The organism is Vibrio sp. YT-15, from assembly GCF_033337445.1.
GTDB lineage: Bacteria > Pseudomonadota > Gammaproteobacteria > Enterobacterales > Vibrionaceae > Vibrio > Vibrio alginolyticus.
The window spans coordinates 1-20,536 of record NZ_JAWOQR010000008.1; the positions used below are offsets into that span (position 1 = coordinate 1).

The 20,536-nt window shown below is 41.4% G+C and carries 12 protein-coding genes and 3 tRNA genes; 10 read left to right on the forward strand and 5 right to left on the reverse strand.

Going from position 1 to position 20,536, the window contains the following annotated elements; genetic code table 11:
• Positions 1-3: 3 nt before the first annotated feature.
• From R7D93_RS15505 to R7D93_RS15515, 3 genes are all read left to right on the forward strand, one after another.
• Positions 4-77: transfer RNA gene (locus tag R7D93_RS15505), tRNA-Cys, on the forward strand.
• Positions 78-384: 307 nt separating this feature from the next.
• A complete protein-coding gene (gene amyS, locus R7D93_RS15510) occupies positions 385-1,908 on the forward strand; it encodes an alpha-amylase (RefSeq protein ID WP_213867740.1) in 1,524 nt (507 codons plus the stop codon).
• 130 nt (positions 1,909-2,038) lie between these two features.
• Positions 2,039-2,293, forward strand: a complete 255-nt coding sequence (locus R7D93_RS15515; RefSeq protein ID WP_005375990.1) for a hypothetical protein — start codon at positions 2,039-2,041, stop codon at positions 2,291-2,293.
• A gap of 74 nt (positions 2,294-2,367) precedes the next feature.
• Here R7D93_RS15515 and R7D93_RS15520 read toward each other — a convergent pair whose 3' ends face one another.
• Together R7D93_RS15520 and R7D93_RS15525 are read right to left on the reverse strand one after the other, a co-directional pair.
• On the reverse strand, positions 2,368-3,156 hold the full coding sequence (locus R7D93_RS15520) for a lipase family protein (RefSeq protein WP_033907029.1): 789 nt from the start codon (positions 3,154-3,156) through the stop codon (positions 2,368-2,370).
• A gap of 69 nt (positions 3,157-3,225) precedes the next feature.
• Positions 3,226-4,161, reverse strand: coding sequence for a CHAD domain-containing protein (locus tag R7D93_RS15525; RefSeq protein WP_225495847.1), 936 nt, complete (start codon positions 4,159-4,161; stop codon positions 3,226-3,228).
• Positions 4,162-4,583: 422 nt separating this feature from the next.
• Here R7D93_RS15525 and R7D93_RS15530 point away from each other — a divergent pair, with 422 nt between their 5' ends.
• Together R7D93_RS15530 and R7D93_RS15535 are read left to right on the forward strand one after the other, a co-directional pair.
• Entirely contained in the window at positions 4,584-5,372 is a 789-nt protein-coding gene (locus tag R7D93_RS15530) for a DsbA family protein (protein ID WP_005389872.1), read from the forward strand.
• Positions 5,373-6,160: 788 nt separating this feature from the next.
• Entirely contained in the window at positions 6,161-8,848 is a 2,688-nt protein-coding gene (locus tag R7D93_RS15535) for an Ig-like domain-containing protein (protein ID WP_213867739.1), read from the forward strand.
• A 108-nt stretch (positions 8,849-8,956) separates the two neighbouring features.
• Here the strand turns inward: R7D93_RS15535 and R7D93_RS15540 are convergent, their stop codons facing one another.
• Positions 8,957-11,206 carry a hypothetical protein gene (locus tag R7D93_RS15540; RefSeq protein ID WP_213867738.1) on the reverse strand — a complete coding sequence of 750 codons (2,250 nt, stop codon included), beginning with the start codon at positions 11,204-11,206 and terminating at the stop codon, positions 8,957-8,959.
• 692 nt (positions 11,207-11,898) lie between these two features.
• Between R7D93_RS15540 and R7D93_RS15545 the strand changes: the two genes are divergently transcribed.
• From R7D93_RS15545 to R7D93_RS15555, 3 genes are all read left to right on the forward strand, one after another.
• Positions 11,899-11,985 (forward strand) — tRNA-Leu (locus tag R7D93_RS15545).
• Positions 11,986-12,021: 36 nt separating this feature from the next.
• Positions 12,022-12,095 (forward strand) — tRNA-Cys (locus tag R7D93_RS15550).
• A gap of 942 nt (positions 12,096-13,037) precedes the next feature.
• The gene (locus R7D93_RS15555; RefSeq protein ID WP_225495851.1) at positions 13,038-14,702 is read left to right on the forward strand and encodes an Ig-like domain-containing protein; all 1,665 of its coding nucleotides are present in this window, start codon (positions 13,038-13,040) and stop codon (positions 14,700-14,702) included.
• A gap of 70 nt (positions 14,703-14,772) precedes the next feature.
• Here R7D93_RS15555 and R7D93_RS15560 read toward each other — a convergent pair whose 3' ends face one another.
• Together R7D93_RS15560 and rnk are read right to left on the reverse strand one after the other, a co-directional pair.
• Positions 14,773-16,050, reverse strand: a complete 1,278-nt coding sequence (locus R7D93_RS15560) for a hypothetical protein (protein ID WP_005390212.1) — start codon at positions 16,048-16,050, stop codon at positions 14,773-14,775.
• 539 nt (positions 16,051-16,589) lie between these two features.
• Entirely contained in the window at positions 16,590-16,997 is a 408-nt protein-coding gene (gene rnk / locus R7D93_RS15565) for a nucleoside diphosphate kinase regulator (RefSeq protein ID WP_005390213.1), read from the reverse strand.
• 527 nt (positions 16,998-17,524) lie between these two features.
• On the opposite strand from rnk, the gene nirB reads away from it, so the two are divergent.
• Together nirB and nirD are read left to right on the forward strand one after the other, a co-directional pair.
• Complete coding sequence (nirB, locus tag R7D93_RS15570) at positions 17,525-20,089, forward strand: nitrite reductase large subunit NirB (RefSeq protein ID WP_213867736.1); 2,565 nt, start codon at positions 17,525-17,527, stop codon at positions 20,087-20,089.
• A 13-nt stretch (positions 20,090-20,102) separates the two neighbouring features.
• Entirely contained in the window at positions 20,103-20,426 is a 324-nt protein-coding gene (gene nirD, locus R7D93_RS15575) for a nitrite reductase small subunit NirD (protein ID WP_005387969.1), read from the forward strand.
• Positions 20,427-20,536 lie beyond the last annotated feature (110 nt).

The following is a 20,536-nucleotide window of genomic DNA, read 5'->3' on the forward strand; positions in this document are numbered from 1 at the left end:
AAAGGCGCCTTGGCAGAGTGGCTATGCAGCGGATTGCAAATCCGTGGACCTCGGTTCGACTCCGGGAGGCGCCTCCACTATTTCGAAAGCCAGTCTTAAATGACTGGCTTTTTTCGTTTTTAGTCCGCCTTTTCGTAACCCTTCGCGCTTTCCTAAAGTCTCCCATGTTTTGATCACCATTCAATATTTTTAATGCGCTAATCATTGATTTTATAAATGTTAGACAACTCAATAATTGTATAGTGTGATTGGTGATAGTTTCTCTTCGATTGTAATCCGAACTTTTTGTATTACAGGCAGCAACCTAGCTAGCGTCATAGTTAGTATCGCTTGGTGCGTATATGCAGAAAGGAGGATTCTAGTCCTTAACGTGAGAGAAAAATAATGAAAACATTCAACCTTAAACCTACACTTTTACCCTTAACTTTGCTGCTCAGTTCGCCTGTAATGGCGGCACAAAATGGCACCATGATGCAGTATTTCCATTGGTATGTGCCAAATGACGGTGCACTCTGGACACAAGTTGAAAACAACGCTTCGGCACTATCTGACAACGGCTTTACTGCGTTATGGTTGCCGCCCGCCTATAAAGGTGCTGGTGGTAGCAACGACGTCGGTTATGGCGTTTATGATATGTACGATTTGGGAGAGTTTGATCAAAAAGGTTCGGTGCGAACCAAGTATGGCACCAAAGATCAGTACCTAAACGCCATCAATGCTGCCCATAAAAACAATATCCAGATTTATGGCGATGTGGTGTTCAACCATCGCGGTGGTGCGGATGGAAAGTCTTGGGTTGATACCAAGCGCGTAGATTGGAACAACCGAAATATTGAACTTGGTGATAAATGGATTGAAGCGTGGGTAGAGTTTGATTTCCCTGGGCGCAACGACAAGTACTCAAACTTTCATTGGACGTGGTACCACTTTGATGGCGTGGATTGGGACGATGCTGGCGAAGAAAAAGCTATCTTCAAATTCAAAGGCGAGGGTAAGGCATGGGATTGGGAAGTGAGCTCGGAAAAAGGCAACTACGATTACCTTATGTACGCTGACCTAGACATGGATCACCCTGAAGTGAAGCAAGAGCTGAAAGACTGGGGTGAGTGGTATATCAACATGACTGGTGTTGATGGGTTTAGAATGGACGCGGTGAAGCACATCAAATATCAATACCTGCAAGAATGGATTGATCACCTACGTTGGAAAACAGGGAATGAACTTTTCACGGTCGGAGAGTACTGGAACTACGATGTGAATCAGCTGCATAACTTTATCACCAAAACTTCTGGCAGCATGTCTCTATTCGACGCACCGTTACATATGAACTTCTACAATGCGTCTAAATCGGGTGGTAGCTACGATATGCGTCAAATCATGGATGGTACGCTGATGAAGGACAATCCAGTCAAAGCGGTAACCTTAGTAGAAAACCATGATACTCAACCTTTGCAGGCTTTGGAGTCGACGGTTGATTGGTGGTTTAAGCCGCTCGCTTACGCATTTATCTTATTGCGTGAAGAAGGTTATCCATCCGTGTTTTATGCAGATTACTACGGCGCGCAGTACAGTGATAAAGGGCATGACATCAATATGGTCAAAGTGCCTTACATTAAAGAGCTAGTAACACTGCGTAAAGATTATGCGTATGGCAAACAACATTCTTATCTCGACCACTGGGACGTAATTGGTTGGACTCGAGAAGGTGATGCAAATCATCCACATTCAATGGCCGTGATCATGAGTGATGGACCTGGCGGCTCGAAGTGGATGTATACGGGTAAACCAAGTGCTCGCTACGTAGACAAGTTGGGTATCCGAACTGAAGAAGTTTGGACTGATGCGAATGGTTGGGCTGAGTTCCCAGTAAACGGCGGATCTGTCTCGGTTTGGGTTGGCGTTGAATAATCCATTCCTGTGATTTTGATACAGAGTAGGCAATTCTTAATAAAACTTTTCAATGAATCAATGTGTTATTTGATATTCATTCGACAAATGAGTAACTTATATTTGAGCATAATCTAGAGGAAGATAAAGAATGGAATCTATTGCTGATGTATTGGTTGTGGCTATTGTGTTCGGTGCCATATTTGGGGGCGGGATAATAAAGTTAATCTTGAACCATCGTAAAGAAGTAAGAGCGTTGGAGATATCTGAACGTAATACGATGAGCCGAGAAGAACAAGATAACCTTAACAAGCAAATTGGTGACTTGAAGCGACGTGTTGAAGTGTTAGAGCGAATTGTCACAGATAACAAATATCAACTTGAAAAAGAAATTGCCTCTCTGTAGATCACCACTTAATCGTAAAGCCGGCGAAGTCCGGCTTTTTCGTGTCTATACTTCATACCTTTCGGATGTTTAACTCAACGTTCATCAAAAAAGTCTTTGTCGCGAATGTATTTACTCATAAAGTGATAAGAGAACGGTCGCATTAACCAACTAAATAAGGAGCGCCCAAGCCGTATGAGCGTTGGGGTGTTCTCGTATATTCTCCCGTTATATAACCATAGCATTTTGCCTACATGCCAATACAAAAAAGGTACGGGCGGCATAAAGGTCACGATGTCGATGTCGCAACAAATCCTGTATGTTTTGTGCCCCAAACGGTAGCGTTTCTTAAACGTCCAATCCCCGACAGCGGGCTGTCCGAAAGTGACCACGCGTTTAATGCTTTTTGGGTATTTTTTCTCAATATAGTCAGCAAAAACACTGCCAATCGCGCCACCTGAAGAGTGGCCAGTAATAGTGATTCTTTTTCCCCTGAGAATGAGCGGTACAACGATACCTTCGAGGCGCTCGAGCACGGTCAACCCCAACCGATCTTCATTTCGGCTCGGTAAACTTTCTTGAAACAGAAGATGATAGAAACCCGCGTGAATGCGATAGTTTAGTCCCAACCTTCGACAGCTTCTCGTCCACATCGCGAAGTTCAACAACCAATCACTGATACTGTGTGAGCCTTTAATCACTACGACCACTTCACTCTGTTTTTTACTCCAGAGCACGCGAATCATAATCTTACCGTGTTCATTTCTAATGACTCGTTGCCCATTAGGATCGAACCCGTATTGAGTTTGCCTGAAGACGCGAGGGTAGGCGAGATTACAAAGCACCGCATAGCGCTCGTATTGGTATCGTTTTAATGGTTTCACGTTATCTTTCTTAGTGGAGCCTAACGATTGACTGTAATTAATGAATATTAAAAATACGTGAACCTTGATTTAGAGCCGATAGAGATTCTGTGTATTGGTATCGCGAATGAAAGACTCAAACTGCCTTAAATGCGTCAAGATGGTTTGGCGAGAGAGTGCATGATGTTCGCTAAGCACGTTAATTAGCTTTTTCAAAGCCTTACGATCTTGTTTATTGAGATTTGCTGTCTCTTTGAGTTGTGCGAAAAATTCAATTTGACTTGAAGTGTCGTTAAAGTCACCGAGCTTGTCTTGCAATAGTTTTAGTTGTTTCACGTTGTTTTTGTGCTGTTGGGAAGGATAGAGCGTGGAAAATCCTTCTAACAAATAACGAAGCGCTTTGCACTTTATCCGCATCGAATGAATCACGCTGTCACGACTTTTGTCCGAGATCTTGCGTCGTGCTTTATCAACTTTTTTAAATTGATCGGAGATTTTTTGGCTTGCGAAGAGTAACGCAGGTACGTTGCTATCCACTCGTTCGTGTTGCGTACTTCGCAGCAGACTATTCCTGACCAAAGTGCAGTGCGTTGTGTATTCTTCTGTAGCTAGCCAACGCGTAACTTTTGCCTGTTCGTAAGCACGTTCGGCTTCGATAAAGCCAAAAAGCTGCTCAAGAGACGATTTGTGATTTGGGAGCATTTCAATGTATTGGTTTTTGTCCAAGATAAATACGTCCAAATCACGCAGCTTATTTGTTTTCTTCATCATTATTTTTAAATGAGGTTTCAAAATACGCTGTTCAAAAGGAGGGAGCAGTTCGCGAAGTAGTAAGCATAGTGAGCGTAAGCGCCTCAGTGTGACGCGATATTGATGTGTAAATTCAGGATCTAAGTCTTCGATGACCCCCAGCTCCAGAGAGCGTGCATAATCAAATTCACTAAGGAAGAAGTAGGGCACTACGAAGTCGAGTTCGGAGTCGGCATGTAAGGGTAAGTGAAATGATGGTTTCTTATGAATGGTCATGATTGTCCTCCAAAAAGCTTAAACTTAGTGTAGAGGCTGATTTTTTGTACGACTAATAGTGGCTTATATAAATTTGATCTTAAAACAATAACTAGTTATTAAATAACATTTATTCTCTCCATTCTAAACTATTTAAAATGACGTCATAATCTTTGTGACTTCATTGACTTATAATTACTCTTTTACAATACTTTTTATCAACTCGAAAGAAATTGCTGTCTTATCGGAGTGTGAATGGTCATTTATAATTTATTAGTTTTTGAATTCGGTGGTACCTTGTAGCTTGTTGTTATTACTGATGGTTTCTGTGTTAGATATTCATTTATAGGCTTATTTCACCATTGACGCCTCAGCAAATCTTTTGATAGAGAAAAGTAAAGTTAAATCTTTATATTTGTTCTGTTTCATATTGAGGACGTGAGATGTTTATACAAACAGTAAGATTCATCATACCATTAGTGCTACTGCAATTTTTAACCGGTTGTCAGTCAGATGATAATGATAATCTAAAATTAGAAGTTGAGTTGTTAAAGGAAGAGATAAGTGAATTAACAAAAGAAATGGGGGTGATACAAAATGAAGTTAAAGAAATTAAAGACTTAGCATTTAATCCACCGAAAAAAGAACCTCCGACTTTGCCAAACCAACTTAACTTTTCCGAAGGTGGTAGACTTCCAATTCTTGGGAATAAAGAAGCAAAAATTGCTATCGTTGAATTTTCTGACTTTCAATGTCCTTATTGTAAGCGATTTACGGATAATGCTTTTAAACAGATAAAGGAAAATTATATCGATAACGGAAAGGTGCAATATATTGCGCGAGATTTTCCTTTAAGTTTTCATGCCAAAGCCAAGGGGGCTGCGATCGCGGCTGCATGTAGTCTTAAGCAAAACTCCTATTGGACTATGCGAGAAATGCTGTTTAACAACGCTAAAGATTTAGGGGAGGAGTTCTATCAAAAAGCAGCGATAGACTTATCTTTAAACATTGAAGAGTTCAATAAATGTATGGAAGATCAATCTGTTGCTGACAAGATTGAGCAAGATATGACGCTAGGAAAATCCTTAGGTATTCGCGGCACACCAACTTTTTTAATTGGTCGGGTAGAAAATGATCAACTTGTAGAACCGCAAATCGTGGTAGGTGCACAGGGCTATGCGGTGTTTGAATCACTATTAGAGGGGTTATCAAATAGTGATAAAAAAGAATAATGATTTTCATATTTAATAAAAGGCAACTAATGTTAGTTGCCTTTTATTTTATCTAAACTAATTTGTTGATTTAGAGATTATCTATCGATATTTGATATTAAGTGTCGAGATTTATAGCTGTTGTGGTGAATTGAAACGGCATGCATATTTTTTTATTAAATCATCGATTATTAATAGTTGTTTTGTTTGTGTTAGTTTTTTGTTGTTTAAAATAAAGTTCTTATTTTTCATATAGTAATTTTTGAATTATATAAAAATATTAAATTAATATTAGTCTGGGCTCATATTAGTGGTGAGAGTTTACTTATAAGATAAATCTTCTTATATATTCATGATTTGAATAATAATGTTTGATATTGTGATGAAAATTAATTTTTTTGGTTGAAATTTAATCGCCGTGTTTGTAGGATTTTACCCACAAAAACCAACCTATGCTTAAATACTGAAGAAAAAGAGGTAAATTAATTGCATACGAATAAATGATTTATCTTGTGTGACTAACGCAAGTTTAACTTAAATAGTAAATAACTAATTTATGATTTTTATTTTGCTTTTTGATTGTTTAAAAGGCAATGCCTTTTATTGAATAATTATTAGATGTCTTTTGGTTTTAATTATAGCTTATTTTATTGATTTTAACGTTTATAAGTGTTTGAAATTAAATTAAATTTATACGTTTAGGCTAGTTATTTTTTTTCGCTCGCTAATCATCAATCGTTCGACATGATTTCGGACTTATGCTGTGTGAAAAATTAGAACCAAAGATAAAACCACATAAGAAATTAAGTATGTTTAATACCCATTTTAATATTGTTACTTCCAATACATTTAAACTTTCAACAACGGCTCTTATCAGCCTCTTATCTCTGACATTCAACGCGACGGCGCAGTCACAAGACATCCCGCATGAGCATTTGATTCAACAAGAAAAATCGGTTTCACCTACTGCCAAGGAGAAGCGCCAGCAGGCTCAAGATAATACTAGCGTGCTAAAGCAGACGATGATTAATTATCATGGTGCATCGGCGAAAAACAAACATCACTATTTAGAGCAAATGATTTCTCTTGCTCACGATCGTCAAGTATTAATTTCCGAGTTGTTTCAGTCAGACCCTAGCACGGTAGCGCAGGTTGCTCTGACTGCAAAAGCTCGCAAAGGTATGCCTGAAAAAGTGCAAGCTTTGTTAGAGCAGGAGCAAACGCTAGAAGGCGAACTGGAGGTTTTCTATGAAGATTATGAAGATCACAGCAAGAGCCGTCTTCGATATGTACTGCAAACCTCTGAGGGCTCTGTTGAGGTTTATGGTTCTTCTAAATCACAAATCAACCCAATTCCATCTGGTGCTAAAGTTCGCGCTAGCGGTTGGAAGTTTGATGATCAAAACGCGTTAGTTTTGGAAGAGTCTCAGCAAGGTCTTCTTGTATTGGCTGATGGAGATACAGATGCCGCATCAACCAGTACTTCACCTTTCACTTTGTCCAATACTTTAGGTGAACAGTCGACACTAGTGATGTTAGTGAATTTTCTGGATGATGTACAAGAACCATGGACTGTTGAAGAAGTAACTGATCTAGTATTTGGCTCGGTGAATGATTTCTATAAAGAAAATTCAAATAATCAGACATGGTTTACTGGAGACGTTCTAGGCTATTACACGCTGCCTATGAACGCAGTATGTAATACTGCGCAAATTTATACTGCGGCTAAAGAAGCTGCTACAGCTGACAGCGTAGACATCGATACCTATGATCGAGTGGTTTTCGTTTTTCCTAAAATTGCTGATTGTGGGTGGACAGGAAAAGGTACAGTGGGTGGGACACCGTCGAGAACTTGGATCAATGGTTCTATGACACTAAGAACTGTAGCCCACGAACTTGGCCATAACCTTGGATTGCATCATGCGAAAAAGCTTGAATGTGGTGTTGAGGTCATTAGTGGTGATTGTTACACAGTTGAATACGGTGATAGTTTGGAGATCATGGGAGCTCCGGGCTTTACCGGACATTTCAGTGCTTTCAACAAAGACAGTCTAGGGTGGTTTTCTTCTGAGCCATCATCAATTGCAAGTAAAATTATTGAAGTAAATTCTGATGGTAGTTACATACTTGAGCCTTATGAGTCCGTTCCTGAGGGGGAAGCCAAAGCAATAAAGATTCAGCGAGGTGTGGACTCTTCAACAGGAAAGAAACTTTGGTACTACCTAGAGTATCGGCAGCCTAAAGGTTTTGACAGCTATCTTGCGAGTTATTCGGATCTTACGTCTGGTGTAACAATGCGCCTAAGTACAGAGTCCGATATGAACAGTAGCCAACTTATTGATTTAACCCCGGCTAGCCAAATAACTGACTGGAACGATTCTGCTTTGGCTGTTGGAAAAAGTTATACAGATATAGAGGCTGGGTTAACCATTACCACCGAGTGGGCCGACAATACCGGAGCAAGCGTCCATATCAGCTTTACGCAGCCAACATGCCATAAAAATGCTCCCACTGTTGCCGTTTCTCCTAGCCAAAATACCACAGCGGAGTCGGGGAGCACGCTCGGTTATAGTGTTACAGTCACTAATAATGACGCAGAAGGTTGCGATACCTCAGAGTTTGACGTTGAAGCTTCGGTACCAAGTGGGTGGAATGCCACCTCATCTAAGCTAAGTTTAGCGCCAGGAGACAGTGAGAGTGTGGTCATTGATGTGACTTCTGACTTAACGGCGACGGATGGTAGTTACTCGATGCTATTTAGCGTAATAAACAGTATTGATACTGATTACTACACAAATACAGAAGCAAATTTTGTTATCAAAACGCCAGTGGACGTCTGTTCACGTGGAACGCCTTTGTTGGTGTTATCTGCAAATCAAACGGGGGAGTTTGAACCGGGCAGTACTGCTAGTTACACAGCAACTCTGACCAACCAAGATAGTGCAACTTGTGATTCGAGTACATTTACCCTATCAGCGAGTGTACCAAGTGGGTGGACTGCTAATAGCGGTGGTATTACTTTGAGCCCTAGTGAAACTCAATCATTCACAATGAATGTTACGTCAAGCGCAGAAGCAACAGATGGAACATACGATATCGCCATTAACGCTCAGCATTCAGCAGATACGAGCCTGAATATTAGCAAAAAGGTGAGCTTCGGAATCTCAGTTCCAGTCCAGGTGAATAGCGCACCAGTTGCCCAGACAGATCGAGTGGAAGTAAGTTCAAAAGACTCAGTAAGTATTAATGTGCTCGCAAATGATAGCGATCCTGAAGGGGATAAACTAACGATAACATCTGTAACTCAGGGTTCGAAAGGAGCGGTACGAATGACGTCAGATGGTCAGTTAATATATACGCCAGCTAAGAACTTTAAAGGAAGTGATAGTTTCAGTTATACCATCAGCGATGGCGATCTTACTGCGTCAGCGCTAGTGTATATTAGTATGGCGAGCACTTCAGGCTCTAATACCAATAAAGGAAAGGGTAGAAAATAATTTTTCTGTAAACAAGGCTCAGTAAGATTAAAAGGTGCAATGTGTTAAATCATTGCACCTTTTTTAACTAAGGTAAGCCGATAACTTTATTTACCTCATCATCATTAGTTAGGGCGCCAATGCGGCTTGTGCGTTGACAACAATCACTGGCTCTACTGCTGGCCCACCATCTTCATCTGCTACTGAGATTACCAATAAGCCTCCAGAGCCTGCAGACCTAAATAGGTTATCTACAGAAGCATCCGGTGTGAGCAAATCAACACTAAATGTACAGTTCATGCTACCGTTCGCTGCGATAGAGAATGGGAACGCAACTGGACAATTACTTGCGGTAATCAAGTAATGTGTATTACCTTGACCAGCTTCTATTGGAGTGCCCGCAATACTAAGAGCATTTAAATTAACCGCTTCATAGCTAGAGGCGTTCTCAATGTTAAGGCTCAATGTTAATGACAGAGCGAAATTCAAGTTGATATCAGCTGGTTCATTGATAAATGCAACTTTACCGTTATCGGTATCTGTGACGATTTCAGGAATGAAATCATCGGTTTCACCTGTTACTTCCGCTGTGTTCATATGTGGCATGTCTGGTTCACCCGATAGGAAAGTCGTAACAGTACAGAATCGACTTTCTCCAGGAGCTAAGATATCACCATAGAAGTTACAATTGCCTTGGAAGCTTCCTGCATCGAATAACACACCAAGTTTGTCATCCGTCATTTCTGTGAGAGTGATACTGTCTACAGGGGACGTATTGGTAATAGTAAACGTGAAGTCTACATTATCACCAGACTCGGTTACAGAATATGGTGGCTCGTCTAAAGCGTTAGGAGTTTTGACCAAATCAATAGCACCAGGGCTGTTACTAAAGGACACACTCGCTTGACCAGAGTCTTCATCCGAGTCGTTTTCGTTATCAAAAGCGATAGCAGTAACGTTGTTCACAAATGCAGGATCACCCACATTACCTGCAACATTTCGTGTATAGCTAAATTGACAAGACTCACCGATTCCAAGCATTGCTCCCAAGCACGTTGCTGCTTCAGTTGCGATGTTGTATTGGTCATCTGTTATAGATGTGATCTCTACCTCGTCAACCGACGAATTGTTGGTGATAACAACAGTGTATTCGACAGGTTCACCAGCAAGACTTTCGACAACGGTTGTTGGATTAGCTGATTTAGTAACAGAAATTTCAGGAGATACATTCGTGAGTTTTACGATGATCTCATTACTACAGTTTGGATTTGGCGTACCAGCGGTACTCGCGACGGTACAAGTGTTGTCTCCGACAGGTTCGTCATATTCATCGACGATAGTGGAACGAACATAGTTTTCAAACGATTCGTCAGTAGGGATATCTGGTAAGTCGTCGTCACTAATAGCAATTTTGAATGTACACTCTAAACCAACCGCTTCTGGCGGAATCTCATAAGGAAGCACGATGTTTTCACAAGCGTTGGCTAGCTCACTTGACATTAATGTGTAGTGACCTTTCGTCATGCCAATATCATTACCGCCACCTACACTGTTTAGCAAGAATGTTTGTGAATCAGAGTTAGTGCTAGAGGATATTTCATCTTCGATTTTAGTCACGAAAACGCTGTTACCAGTACTTTCAGCTGGGACGATTTTAATTGTGTAGATAAATTCGTCGCCAGGTTCTGTTCCCGCCATTTTATTAACCGATTTGGTGGAAACGGGTGGATCTGGTTGAATAAAAATTGGAATGTTGTAATTGTCGTCACAATTACATTTTGATGGAGCGCCAGGGTAGGCATCATTACCATCTTCACAGACTTCATTTTTACCAGGTTGGCGCCAGCTAACACAGTTTGGTAGGTTGAGTTGACCATCTCCGTCAGTATCTTCACACAGCGTGGTTACCTCGGCAGAATGGATAACGACTTGTGCTTGTTGTACGTCAAAACAAGCGTCACCATCGGTGTCGTTCGCGTTCTGAGAGTATTCATCGCTCAAAGTATAGATGTTACAGCTACCATTAAGTGCATTCGGTCCTCCTTCGTTCTGGAAGTAAAGTCCGATGTCATAACGATCACTTGCAGTTGATACAACTTCAAAGTCAGCGGTAAACGTTACGGTTTGTTGAGCTACACAGACCGTCGTTCCTGGGTCTACCGGATTACCACCGATTGCAGTAACTTCGATATTTGTAGCTTCTGCGATATTGATATCATTAGCGGTACAATTCAAATTCTTACCATATTGATCCTCCATACAAATACTTTGTATACCAGGGTCTTGCGCGAATGCGGTTTGCCCATAAAATGCCGCGGCACCTATTAACATGGCGCTAAGCAGCCTTTTATGTCGGCTATTTATTAAATGTTCCATCATCTACCTTCTTTTCTTCTTGAAAGTTGATAAAAGGGCGATGTGAATACCCAATGATGCCAACACTGGACTTCGGCATCATTGAGTACACGAACTGCTGTGCCCCTAGTCCTAAGACAATTACTCCAAAGTGGATAACTAGAAACTGTGCTTTTGGAGCGGTTGTCGGTGACGATAAGAGAGCAAAAATCAAACCAAGCTTAACTGTTTGATTTTTATTGTTTTTGTTTTTTGACAAGTGTCTTTAAAATACACATTGTGAACAGAGTGTTAACTTGTTCGCATTCGCATGGAAGACAGAAAACGAGAATTAAATTTAATATCAATAAGTTGCAAGGAGGCAGAAGAACATACCTTTAGTATGTGTTTCTAGTTTACAAGTGAACACTTTGTCGGTATTCGATGCTAAAGGGTATGCTGAATAAATACGGAATACTGTTATTTAAGAATCTGGTGGAAGGATGGCCAATTAGATGTTTATTGAAAGGATTATTCTGAGAAGCTACATGGATATAATTAGGATAATAGATCTACAATTTGAAGGTTATTTACTCTTTCGGGCTGTTTCTTAACCATATGAATCAAAAAGATAAAATTTATTGTTGACCTAATAAATTAATCCGTTAAAGTACGCCTCGTTCTCACGGCAAAGGTCGATGAGACAGATGGTGTCTAACCCATCGCATGATTGCGTTGCCCTGGTGGTGGAATTGGTAGACACAAGGGATTTAAAATCCCTCGGCGTTCGCGCTGTGCCGGTTCAAGTCCGGCCCGGGGCACCATCAAAATCTTTGGTGACAGAGATACAATATCAGAAAGGCGCCTTGGCAGAGTGGCTATGCAGCGGATTGCAAATCCGTGGACCTCGGTTCGACTCCGGGAGGCGCCTCCAATATTTATAAAAAAACCGGCTTATAGCCGGTTTTTTTATATTTGGCATTTCAAACCATTCCAATACATATCTAAATAGTAGTTGTGTATAAACTACAGACCTAAATTAATTATTATATCTAACTTAGTTATATTTCTCTCTATATAATTATAGTTAACTTAGTCTAATACTGAATTTAATATTTATCTCCTTTTAAATATATTTTTCTTGATTTATTAGTGTGCTCTGTACTTCGGTTTAACCTTTTAATAAATATGAGTATAGGTGAGTATTGTGATGTTTCATTGTTTTTATTTGACTTAAATTTAACAATAGAATGAGTTAGTGTGGTTCAGGGAATGATGAATAATATTAACATTATGTGCCGTTATTAAGTTAATGAATTTAAAGCTTATAACTTTTGTTGTATATTTTATTTATTTTGGTTTTCGTCTCTATTTCACTGATATTTAAAGAATTAATTTTTGCGGTTAAACTTAATTGCTAAATTTATTTTATAATATAAATGTTGTTTATATAAAATTGTTTTTATATTCAATTAAATATTTGATAGGTAAGATAAATTTTTTGTTTGTGCTCTTTATTTAAGTTGTTCGTCTTTGTGGTTGAATTTTGACCATTTGTTTTGTTATGATTCTCGCGAATATATTTTTGTTTATTATTCATTTATGAACATATTCATGTTAAATGAGGACATGCCTGGATTAGTAGGCTAGGGCATTTTATTGTCTAAATTTTATATTATTTACATTATGTATTTTCATTGAAAAATGAATTATTTACTATTCTAAATTAGGTGAAGCAGTGATAAAAAATATTAAAATAAATAGAAAAACTCTAAATAAAGGGTTGTCATTTTTATTGGTAATATTCTCTTTTCTACAGAGTACCCACTACGCCAATGCAACAGCAAATACGACGGGACAACAAAATACACTAGTTATGTTGCTGAATTTCAAAGAGAACCCGAATGAGCAACCGTTGAGCAAGGCCGAAGCAAATCATTTAGTATTTGATACTGTGGATGATTTTTATCGCGAGAATTCTTTTGGCCAGACTTGGTTTTCTGGTCAAGTTGTGGGTTGGTATACACTGCCTGTTTCAAACCAGATATGTGACTTAAGCGCCGTGCGCGAAGCGGCAGATCAGAAAGCTATTTCATCAGGTATAGACTTGGGCCAGTATGATCGTATCGTTTATATGATGACGAAAACGGCGTGCAGCATTGCTGGCTCAGCGACGATGCAGGGTAAGCCGTCACGAGCTTGGATTAATGGCAACTTTTCCGCAATGAACATTGCTCATGAATTGGGACATAATCTTGGAATGCGTCACTCGGGTGCACTTGACTGTGGTGACCAACCTATCTCAGATCACTGTACAAGACGTGAATATGGTGACAGCTATGATGTGATGGGGGGCTCTAATGGTTATATCAATACTTTCCAGAGAGAGCAGCTAGGTTGGTTAGAAGGTAGTCATGCTGCTAAAACAATTGAAGTTACTCAAAGTGGCACTTATGTAATTGCAAACTACGAAACACAAAGTAGCGCTCCTGTAACCATCAAGGTACCACGTGGTATTGATCCGACTACGGGGAAGAAAAGCTGGTTTTATATTGAGTATCGCCAATCAGTTGGCTACGACAGTTTTTTAGATGCACGCTCTTACATTTTTTATCGTGGCGATGTAACGGACGGCATTGTCATTCGCTCAGCACTAGAAGGTGATGAACGCAGTAGCAATCTGCTTCATTTTAAAATGGGCTCTGAATATTATGCCATTACTGGCTCAAACGACTGGTACGATCCAGCCATGCCAGTTGGTGATAGTTATACTGATCCGCTTTCTGGAGCGACGATCAACTTAAATAGCGCAAATGGTACTCAGGCTGAGGTGACGGTAACGCTAAGTGGTTCTGAGCCTGGTGGTGGCATGGGTAACTGCACTATTAACGCACCGAGTATAACGGCTCAAGCGATTACGAAAAACTCAGTTCTGGCAGGTGAAGATGTGCAGTATCAGGTGAGCATAACAAACAATGACTCTATAGATTGCGGAACTTCTACCTTTAATATCAATACCGTGGTACCGATTGGTTGGCAAGCTAGTGACAATCAGTTAACACTGGCTTCTGGTGAGTCCGGACAAGCAGTAGTCGTTGTGACCTCAGCAACAGAAACTGAAGCAAAAAATTACTCACTATCTATTCAAACTCAGCACTCAGCTGATCTATCTTATGATGCTGCAACATCAGTAATGTATGCTGTGATGGCAGATGAATTGACAAAGCCTGAACTGGCTGCTGTTGATGATACCGTTATCTTGAATGAAAAAAAGTCTGTTCTAATAGATGTGTTGGTAAACGATATTATTGATGCGCAAGCTTCGGCCTCAGTCGTCTCATTTACAGAGCCTAATAAAGGCAGTGTCGAACTATTGTCAGATGGTTCTTTGCGCTACACACCAAGCCGAAGGTTCAAGAATAATGATAGCTTTAGTTATACCATTAGCGATGGTAATAGTCGCTCAACGGCCGATGTGTTGATAAAGCTACAGTCGGATGGTGGTGATAACAGCAAGCCAGGTAAAGGAAAAAACAAGTAGCAGAATCACATAAAAATGCCTGACTCTTTGAGTCAGGCATTTTCCTATTTCTAATTATTAGAAACGCATTTTATAGGTTAAGGTCCGATGCGGGCGCAGGGCACATCTCGAGATCTACACATTGAGGACACAAGGTACATTCTGCCTCAGCAGGCATAACTGGTGCTAGATCGCCAAACACAGGAACACCCGTTGCAGTTACCATATCTTTAAAGGCACCTACATAAAATCCCGGAGTACCTTCACCCAATTCGTCTTCTCCTGGAACAGGAACGTAGCTACCTGAATATGGAGCACATGCCCCTATAGTTCCCATAGGGGTTAAGGTACCGATAAATTGAGGATCAGCGTCTTTATCGTCAGTCACAAATACGTTATTTATGGTTACTTCGGATGTGTTACAGACTTCACCACTGTAATTCACTTGTAGTCCGTAATGTCCATAGTCGTTAAGCACTACGAGCACGTCACAATCTTTTTCAAGTGATAATGAACCGATAAGGTTTTGTTCAGGACAATCCCAACTTGCCGTGTCTTGAGTTGCCACTTCGCCACCTACTTCAGTTGCAGCTTTAGCACTAGCATGGTTCAGGATACCATTCTGGTTAATAACAAAACTGCCATTAATAACCTGTGAGTCGTCCAGATCGAGCATACCTATATTGGTTGTGTGGCTACCTAAACCATCTATATCTTCTGCGGTATCATCAGTGACGACAATATCGTATAGCGGCACGGTTCCTGAGTTTGTTACGGTTAACTTGTAATTGAATCGCAATGAATCACCACCAACAACTTCGCCAAATGTACATTCTTTAACAAGAGTAATTTCTGGTTCTCCTGGTGTGTAACAGAATGACACATGGCTCAGACCGTAGTAGTTACCATTTTTAGGATTAACGGGAGAGTGTAAGTTTCCGTCGGAATAAGTTATTACACCACCGTCACTATAATATTCGTAGAAATTACCATTTGGTCCGCCTTTAACAAAGATAGAGTGGACAATACCTCCGCTGCTTGACCAATCAAATGTCTTATCTGGTTGAACATCGATAGTAACGCTTAATTCCCCATCGCCGAGCACACCATCGCCCAATTGATCTCCATCTATGCGATACTCCACGAGCCCTTCAACATTGCCCATAAGATCCGAACAAGTTGGATTGCCCTCTACAAACATAGGGTGTACCCCATTGTCTGTAGGTTCACCAGGGTCGTTAGCTAACGCATTTTGCGTGCTTAAAACAAAGCTTAGAACAACTAGTAATAAAGCCAATAGTTTTGCCTTGGTTATGTTGGCACAACTCAATACGTTTGTGATCCAACATGAATTAATATTGCTTTCCATAAAACCTCCGTTGAGCCTGGGGGTACTGCTTACCAAAACTCGTTGTTAGTTTGTTATTTGTTGTGGAACGTCAACTTCGGGTGAAAATAAAAGCACAGAGCATGCCATTAGATAACTATTTGTATTTGCATTATTTTTGTGATTTTTGATGATAAAATTGTGTCAGCGCTTTTTACAGTTTTATGCAGGCGTATTTTTGATTTCAGTTAACTCTATGATTGGGAAGATTTAAGTTCGAAGTAAAAATGTCCACAGCAATGTTACACAGTGTTCAGCAGTGTTACACATGAGGGTTATGGCTCCCTTAATCTCCACTGCCACAATTCACAAAGTGAATAGCTTTAGTCGGTTGGGCCCGGAATTCGTATGCGCTACTGAGTTGCAAAGTATGGTGAGTCTAATAGAGAGGTAGATGACAGTGTATATGATAGGTCGAAATTTTAGTTGGTTTGAAGGGGGCTTTAGAGTGTTTTTCAAGGTGGATAACTCTCCTGGTGCAAAGTCTTAAATGGAGGCCTTTGCACCGGGACTACTGAGGGTTAGCGGTTTAGTGCACCACAACGCTCAGGTTGGTATGTGATATCGACAATTTCAATTGTCTTCACTTGATTATTTGGCATTGGCCAGTCAAGTTTTTGGCCGACAGACAAACCGATCAGTGCGCTGCCTACGGGTGCAAAAATAGAGATATCATCACTGCTTTTCAGTTCAGAAGGGTAAACCAGTGTCTTTGTCATGGTTCTATCTTCACCTGAAAATTTAAACTCTACAGTCGAGTTCATCGTGACCACGTTATCTGGCATTTGTTCTGGCTCAAGAACTGTTGCTCGGTCGAGCTCTGCTTCTAATTCCACAAGCTCCGCTGCGATGTTTGGCATTTTATCCAACAAGGCCGTGATTCGGTTCATATCTAAGCTTGAGATGTAGATAGAATTGTTTTCTGACATTTTATGACTCCCAAATAAAAGGCCGCCTCACAAAAATGGGACGGCACTCTATATGTCAATTACGGTATCAATCATATGGACGCTATTCCATATGAACTAAACCTGATTTTAGTCTTTATAGTGCGACTTAGCTAGTAAAAAATTTTTGTTGTGAAGCTTGATTTTTCTAAATCTTTCAATCACTTCAGATATTGTTCTCTGATCACCTTGAAACGGTGAAGTCAAGTGAGTGCGTCGTTTAGAAGAAAAGCAGGATTTATCGTAGGTGTGCTCGGTTTCGATGGTCAGCCTAACTTCATAAAAGCAAAACGGTATAGTCCGTTGCTAGCATGGCTTCGGTTATCTCAGTTTGTTAAAACTACCAATATCCGTTAATAAATTACTTTTTATTCTGCAATAGTCAGATAAATACGTTCATCTACCCCTTTAGGGTAGTTTGAAATTGTAATTGATTTACATCATGTATTAATTTTCTTTCACAATTAACAATGAGCTCAGTGATAAGAACCTAACCCTTAGGAATTATAATGAGCAAGTTGAAGCTAGTAGTCATCGGTAACGGTATGGTAGGGCACCGTTATATTGAAGACTTAGTCGAGAAAGCTGATATGTCTAATATAGACATTACGGTTTTCTGTGAAGAACCTCGTGTCGCATACGACCGTGTGCACCTTTCCTCTTACTTTTCTCACCATACTGCAGATGAACTTTCTTTAGTAAAAGAAGGCTTCTACGAGAAACACGGTATTAACATGCTGATCGGCGAACGCGCGATTAACATCAACCGTGAAAACCGCATTGTTTACTCAAGCACTGGCCGTGAAGTTCAATACGACAAGCTGATTCTTGCTACTGGCTCATTCCCATTTGTTCCACCTATCAAAGGTCACGAAAGCAAAGACTGTTTTGTTTACCGTACTATCGAAGATCTTAAAGCGATCGAAGCGTGTGCGAAGAAGAGCAAATCAGGCGTTGTTGTCGGTGGTGGTCTGCTAGGTCTTGAGGCAGCAGGCGCACTGAAAGCACTGGGTGTAGAAACGCACGTTGTTGAGTTCGCGCCTAAACTAATGGCTGAGCAACTTGACCTGGCTGGTGGTAACCAACTTCGTCAAAAGATCGAGCGTATGGGCGTGAACGTTCACACCAGCAAAAACACGCTTGAGATTGCGGCAGAAGGCACAAACGCACGCAACGTTATGCGTTTTGCTGACGGTTCAGAGCTAGAAACAGACTTCATTGTATTCTCTGCAGGTATTCGTCCACAAGACAAACTAGCACGCCAAATGGAGCTAGAAGTGGCACCTCGTGGCGGTGTTGCTATTAACGACCACTGTCAGACTTCTGATGAGAACATCTACGCTATCGGTGAATGTGCGTCTTGGAACGAAATGTTCTACGGCCTTGTTGCTCCTGGCTACAAGATGGCGACAGTTGCCGTTGATCACCTACTAGGTAACACAGAAAGCAAATTCGAAGGCGCTGATATGTCTGCGAAGCTGAAACTTCTTGGCGTTAAAGTAGGCTCTATCGGTGACGCGAACGGTCGTACTGAAGGCTGTAAGAGTTACGTTTACCAGAACGAAGAACAAGAAGTTTACAAACGTCTTATCGTTTCTAAAGACAACAAGAAACTGCTTGGCGCGGTTATGGTTGGTGACACCTCTGACTACGGCGACCTGCTTCAACTTATGTTGAACGAAATCGACCTACCAGAACACCCAGATGCGTTGATCCTTCCTGCACACGCAGGCGCTGAGAAACCAGCACTCGGTGCAGATGCTCTACCAGAAAGCGCAGTGATCTGTTCTTGTTTCGACGTAACCAAAGGCAAGATCGCTCAAGCGGTGGCTAATGGTCACCACACATTGGGCGACATCAAAGCAGTGACTGGCGCAGGTACAGGCTGTGGTGGTTGTATTCCTCTAGTAACCTCTGTCCTAAACGCAGAGCTTGCTAAATCTGGTATCGAAGTGAAGAACGACGTGTGTGAGCACTTTGCATACTCACGCCAAGAGCTGTTCCACCTAATCCGCATAGAAGAGATCAAAACGTTTGATGAGCTGCTAGAGAAATACGGTAAAGGTTACGGCTGTGAAGTTTGTAAACCACTGGCTGGTTCTATCTTGGCTTCTTGCTGGGGTGAGCACATTCTTAAGCCACAACTGGTTAAGCTGCACGACACGAACGACAACTTCCTAGGTAACATCCAAAAAGACGGTACTTACTCTGTTATCCCACGTATGGCGGGTGGTGAAGTAACGCCTCAAGCACTGGGTGCGTTAGCGAACGTTGCTGAAGATTACAACCTATACACCAAAGTAACCGGTGCTCAACGTATTGGTCTGTTCGGTGCTCAAAAAGACGATCTTCCAGAGATCTGGCGCAAGCTTATCGACGCTGGTTTCGAAACAGGTCAAGCGTACGCAAAAGCACTTCGTATGGCGAAGACCTGTGTTGGCTCAACGTGGTGTCGTTACGGCGTTCAAGACTCTGTTGGTCTAGGTTCTTACATCGAGAACCGTTACAAAGGCATTCGTACCCCTCATAAGATGAAGTTCGGTGTTTCTGGCTGTACTCGTGAGTGTGCGGAAGCACAAGGTAAAGACCTTGGCATTATCGCGACTGATGCAGGTTGGAACATGTACGTATGTGGTAACGGTGGTATGAAGCCTCGTCACGCAGACCTACTTGCAAGTGACCTAGATAAAGAAACGCTAATCAAGTACATCGACCGCTTCATGATGTTCTACATCCGTACTGCTGCGCCACTACAACGCACATCAGTTTGGATGGAAAACATGGAAGGTGGCGTTGACTACCTACGCGAAGTGATTGTTGAAGACAAACTTGGCATCAACACTCAACTAGAAGCTGACGTAGCGAAGCTTGTAGACGAGTACGAGTGTGAGTGGACTGCGACCATCAACGACGAATCACAACTGACTCGTTTCGCGCACTTCATCAACTCTGACAAGCGCGATGACAACGTTGTGTTTGTACAAGAGCGTGAACAGCACCGCCCAGCAACCTTCACGGAAAAGCACCCTGAAGCGAAAGGCGACATCCTACACGTAGCGATCACTGAAGCATAAGGGAAGGTTGATTATGTCATTTGAAAAGATTTGCCAAATCAGCGACATCGTACCGGGCACAGGTGTTTGTGCACTGGTTGATGGTCAGCAAGTTGCGGTATTTCGCCCAACACAAGCAGAAGAAGTGCTGGCGATCAGCAACACAGACCCGTTCTTCCAATCAAACGTGCTTTCTCGCGGTTTGATCTGTGAGCACCAAGGCGAGCTTTGGGTGGCTAGCCCACTTAAGAAGCAACGCTTTAACCTGACAACAGGTGCGTGCATGGAAGACGAGCGTTTTAGCGTGAAAGCGTACAAAACCCGCGTAACCAACGGCGAAGTAGAAATCTCTGCGTAAGCTTGGTTTTCATTCCCTCCTCTTAGGGGGAGGGAATGAACTGAAACCTAGATTTAATAGACAAAGGCTTTCCAAGCATCAACTCAGGGGAACAGGGAAGCGAGGTGTTG

Coding starts and splice junctions, on each gene's coding strand:
- rnk (WP_005390213.1), bottom strand. CDS start 16,997: ATGTCAGAAAACAATTCTATCTACATCTCAAGCTTAGATATGAACCGA.
- R7D93_RS15535 (WP_213867739.1), top strand. CDS start 6,161: ATGTTTAATACCCATTTTAATATTGTTACTTCCAATACATTTAAACTT.
- nirD (WP_005387969.1), top strand. CDS start 20,103: ATGTCATTTGAAAAGATTTGCCAAATCAGCGACATCGTACCGGGCACA.
- R7D93_RS15530 (WP_005389872.1), top strand. CDS start 4,584: ATGTTTATACAAACAGTAAGATTCATCATACCATTAGTGCTACTGCAA.
- nirB (WP_213867736.1), top strand. CDS start 17,525: ATGAGCAAGTTGAAGCTAGTAGTCATCGGTAACGGTATGGTAGGGCAC.
- R7D93_RS15515 (WP_005375990.1), top strand. CDS start 2,039: ATGGAATCTATTGCTGATGTATTGGTTGTGGCTATTGTGTTCGGTGCC.
- amyS (WP_213867740.1), top strand. CDS start 385: ATGAAAACATTCAACCTTAAACCTACACTTTTACCCTTAACTTTGCTG.
- R7D93_RS15540 (WP_213867738.1), bottom strand. CDS start 11,206: ATGATGGAACATTTAATAAATAGCCGACATAAAAGGCTGCTTAGCGCC.
- R7D93_RS15555 (WP_225495851.1), top strand. CDS start 13,038: ATGTTGCTGAATTTCAAAGAGAACCCGAATGAGCAACCGTTGAGCAAG.
- R7D93_RS15560 (WP_005390212.1), bottom strand. CDS start 16,050: ATGGAAAGCAATATTAATTCATGTTGGATCACAAACGTATTGAGTTGT.
- R7D93_RS15525 (WP_225495847.1), bottom strand. CDS start 4,161: ATGACCATTCATAAGAAACCATCATTTCACTTACCCTTACATGCCGAC.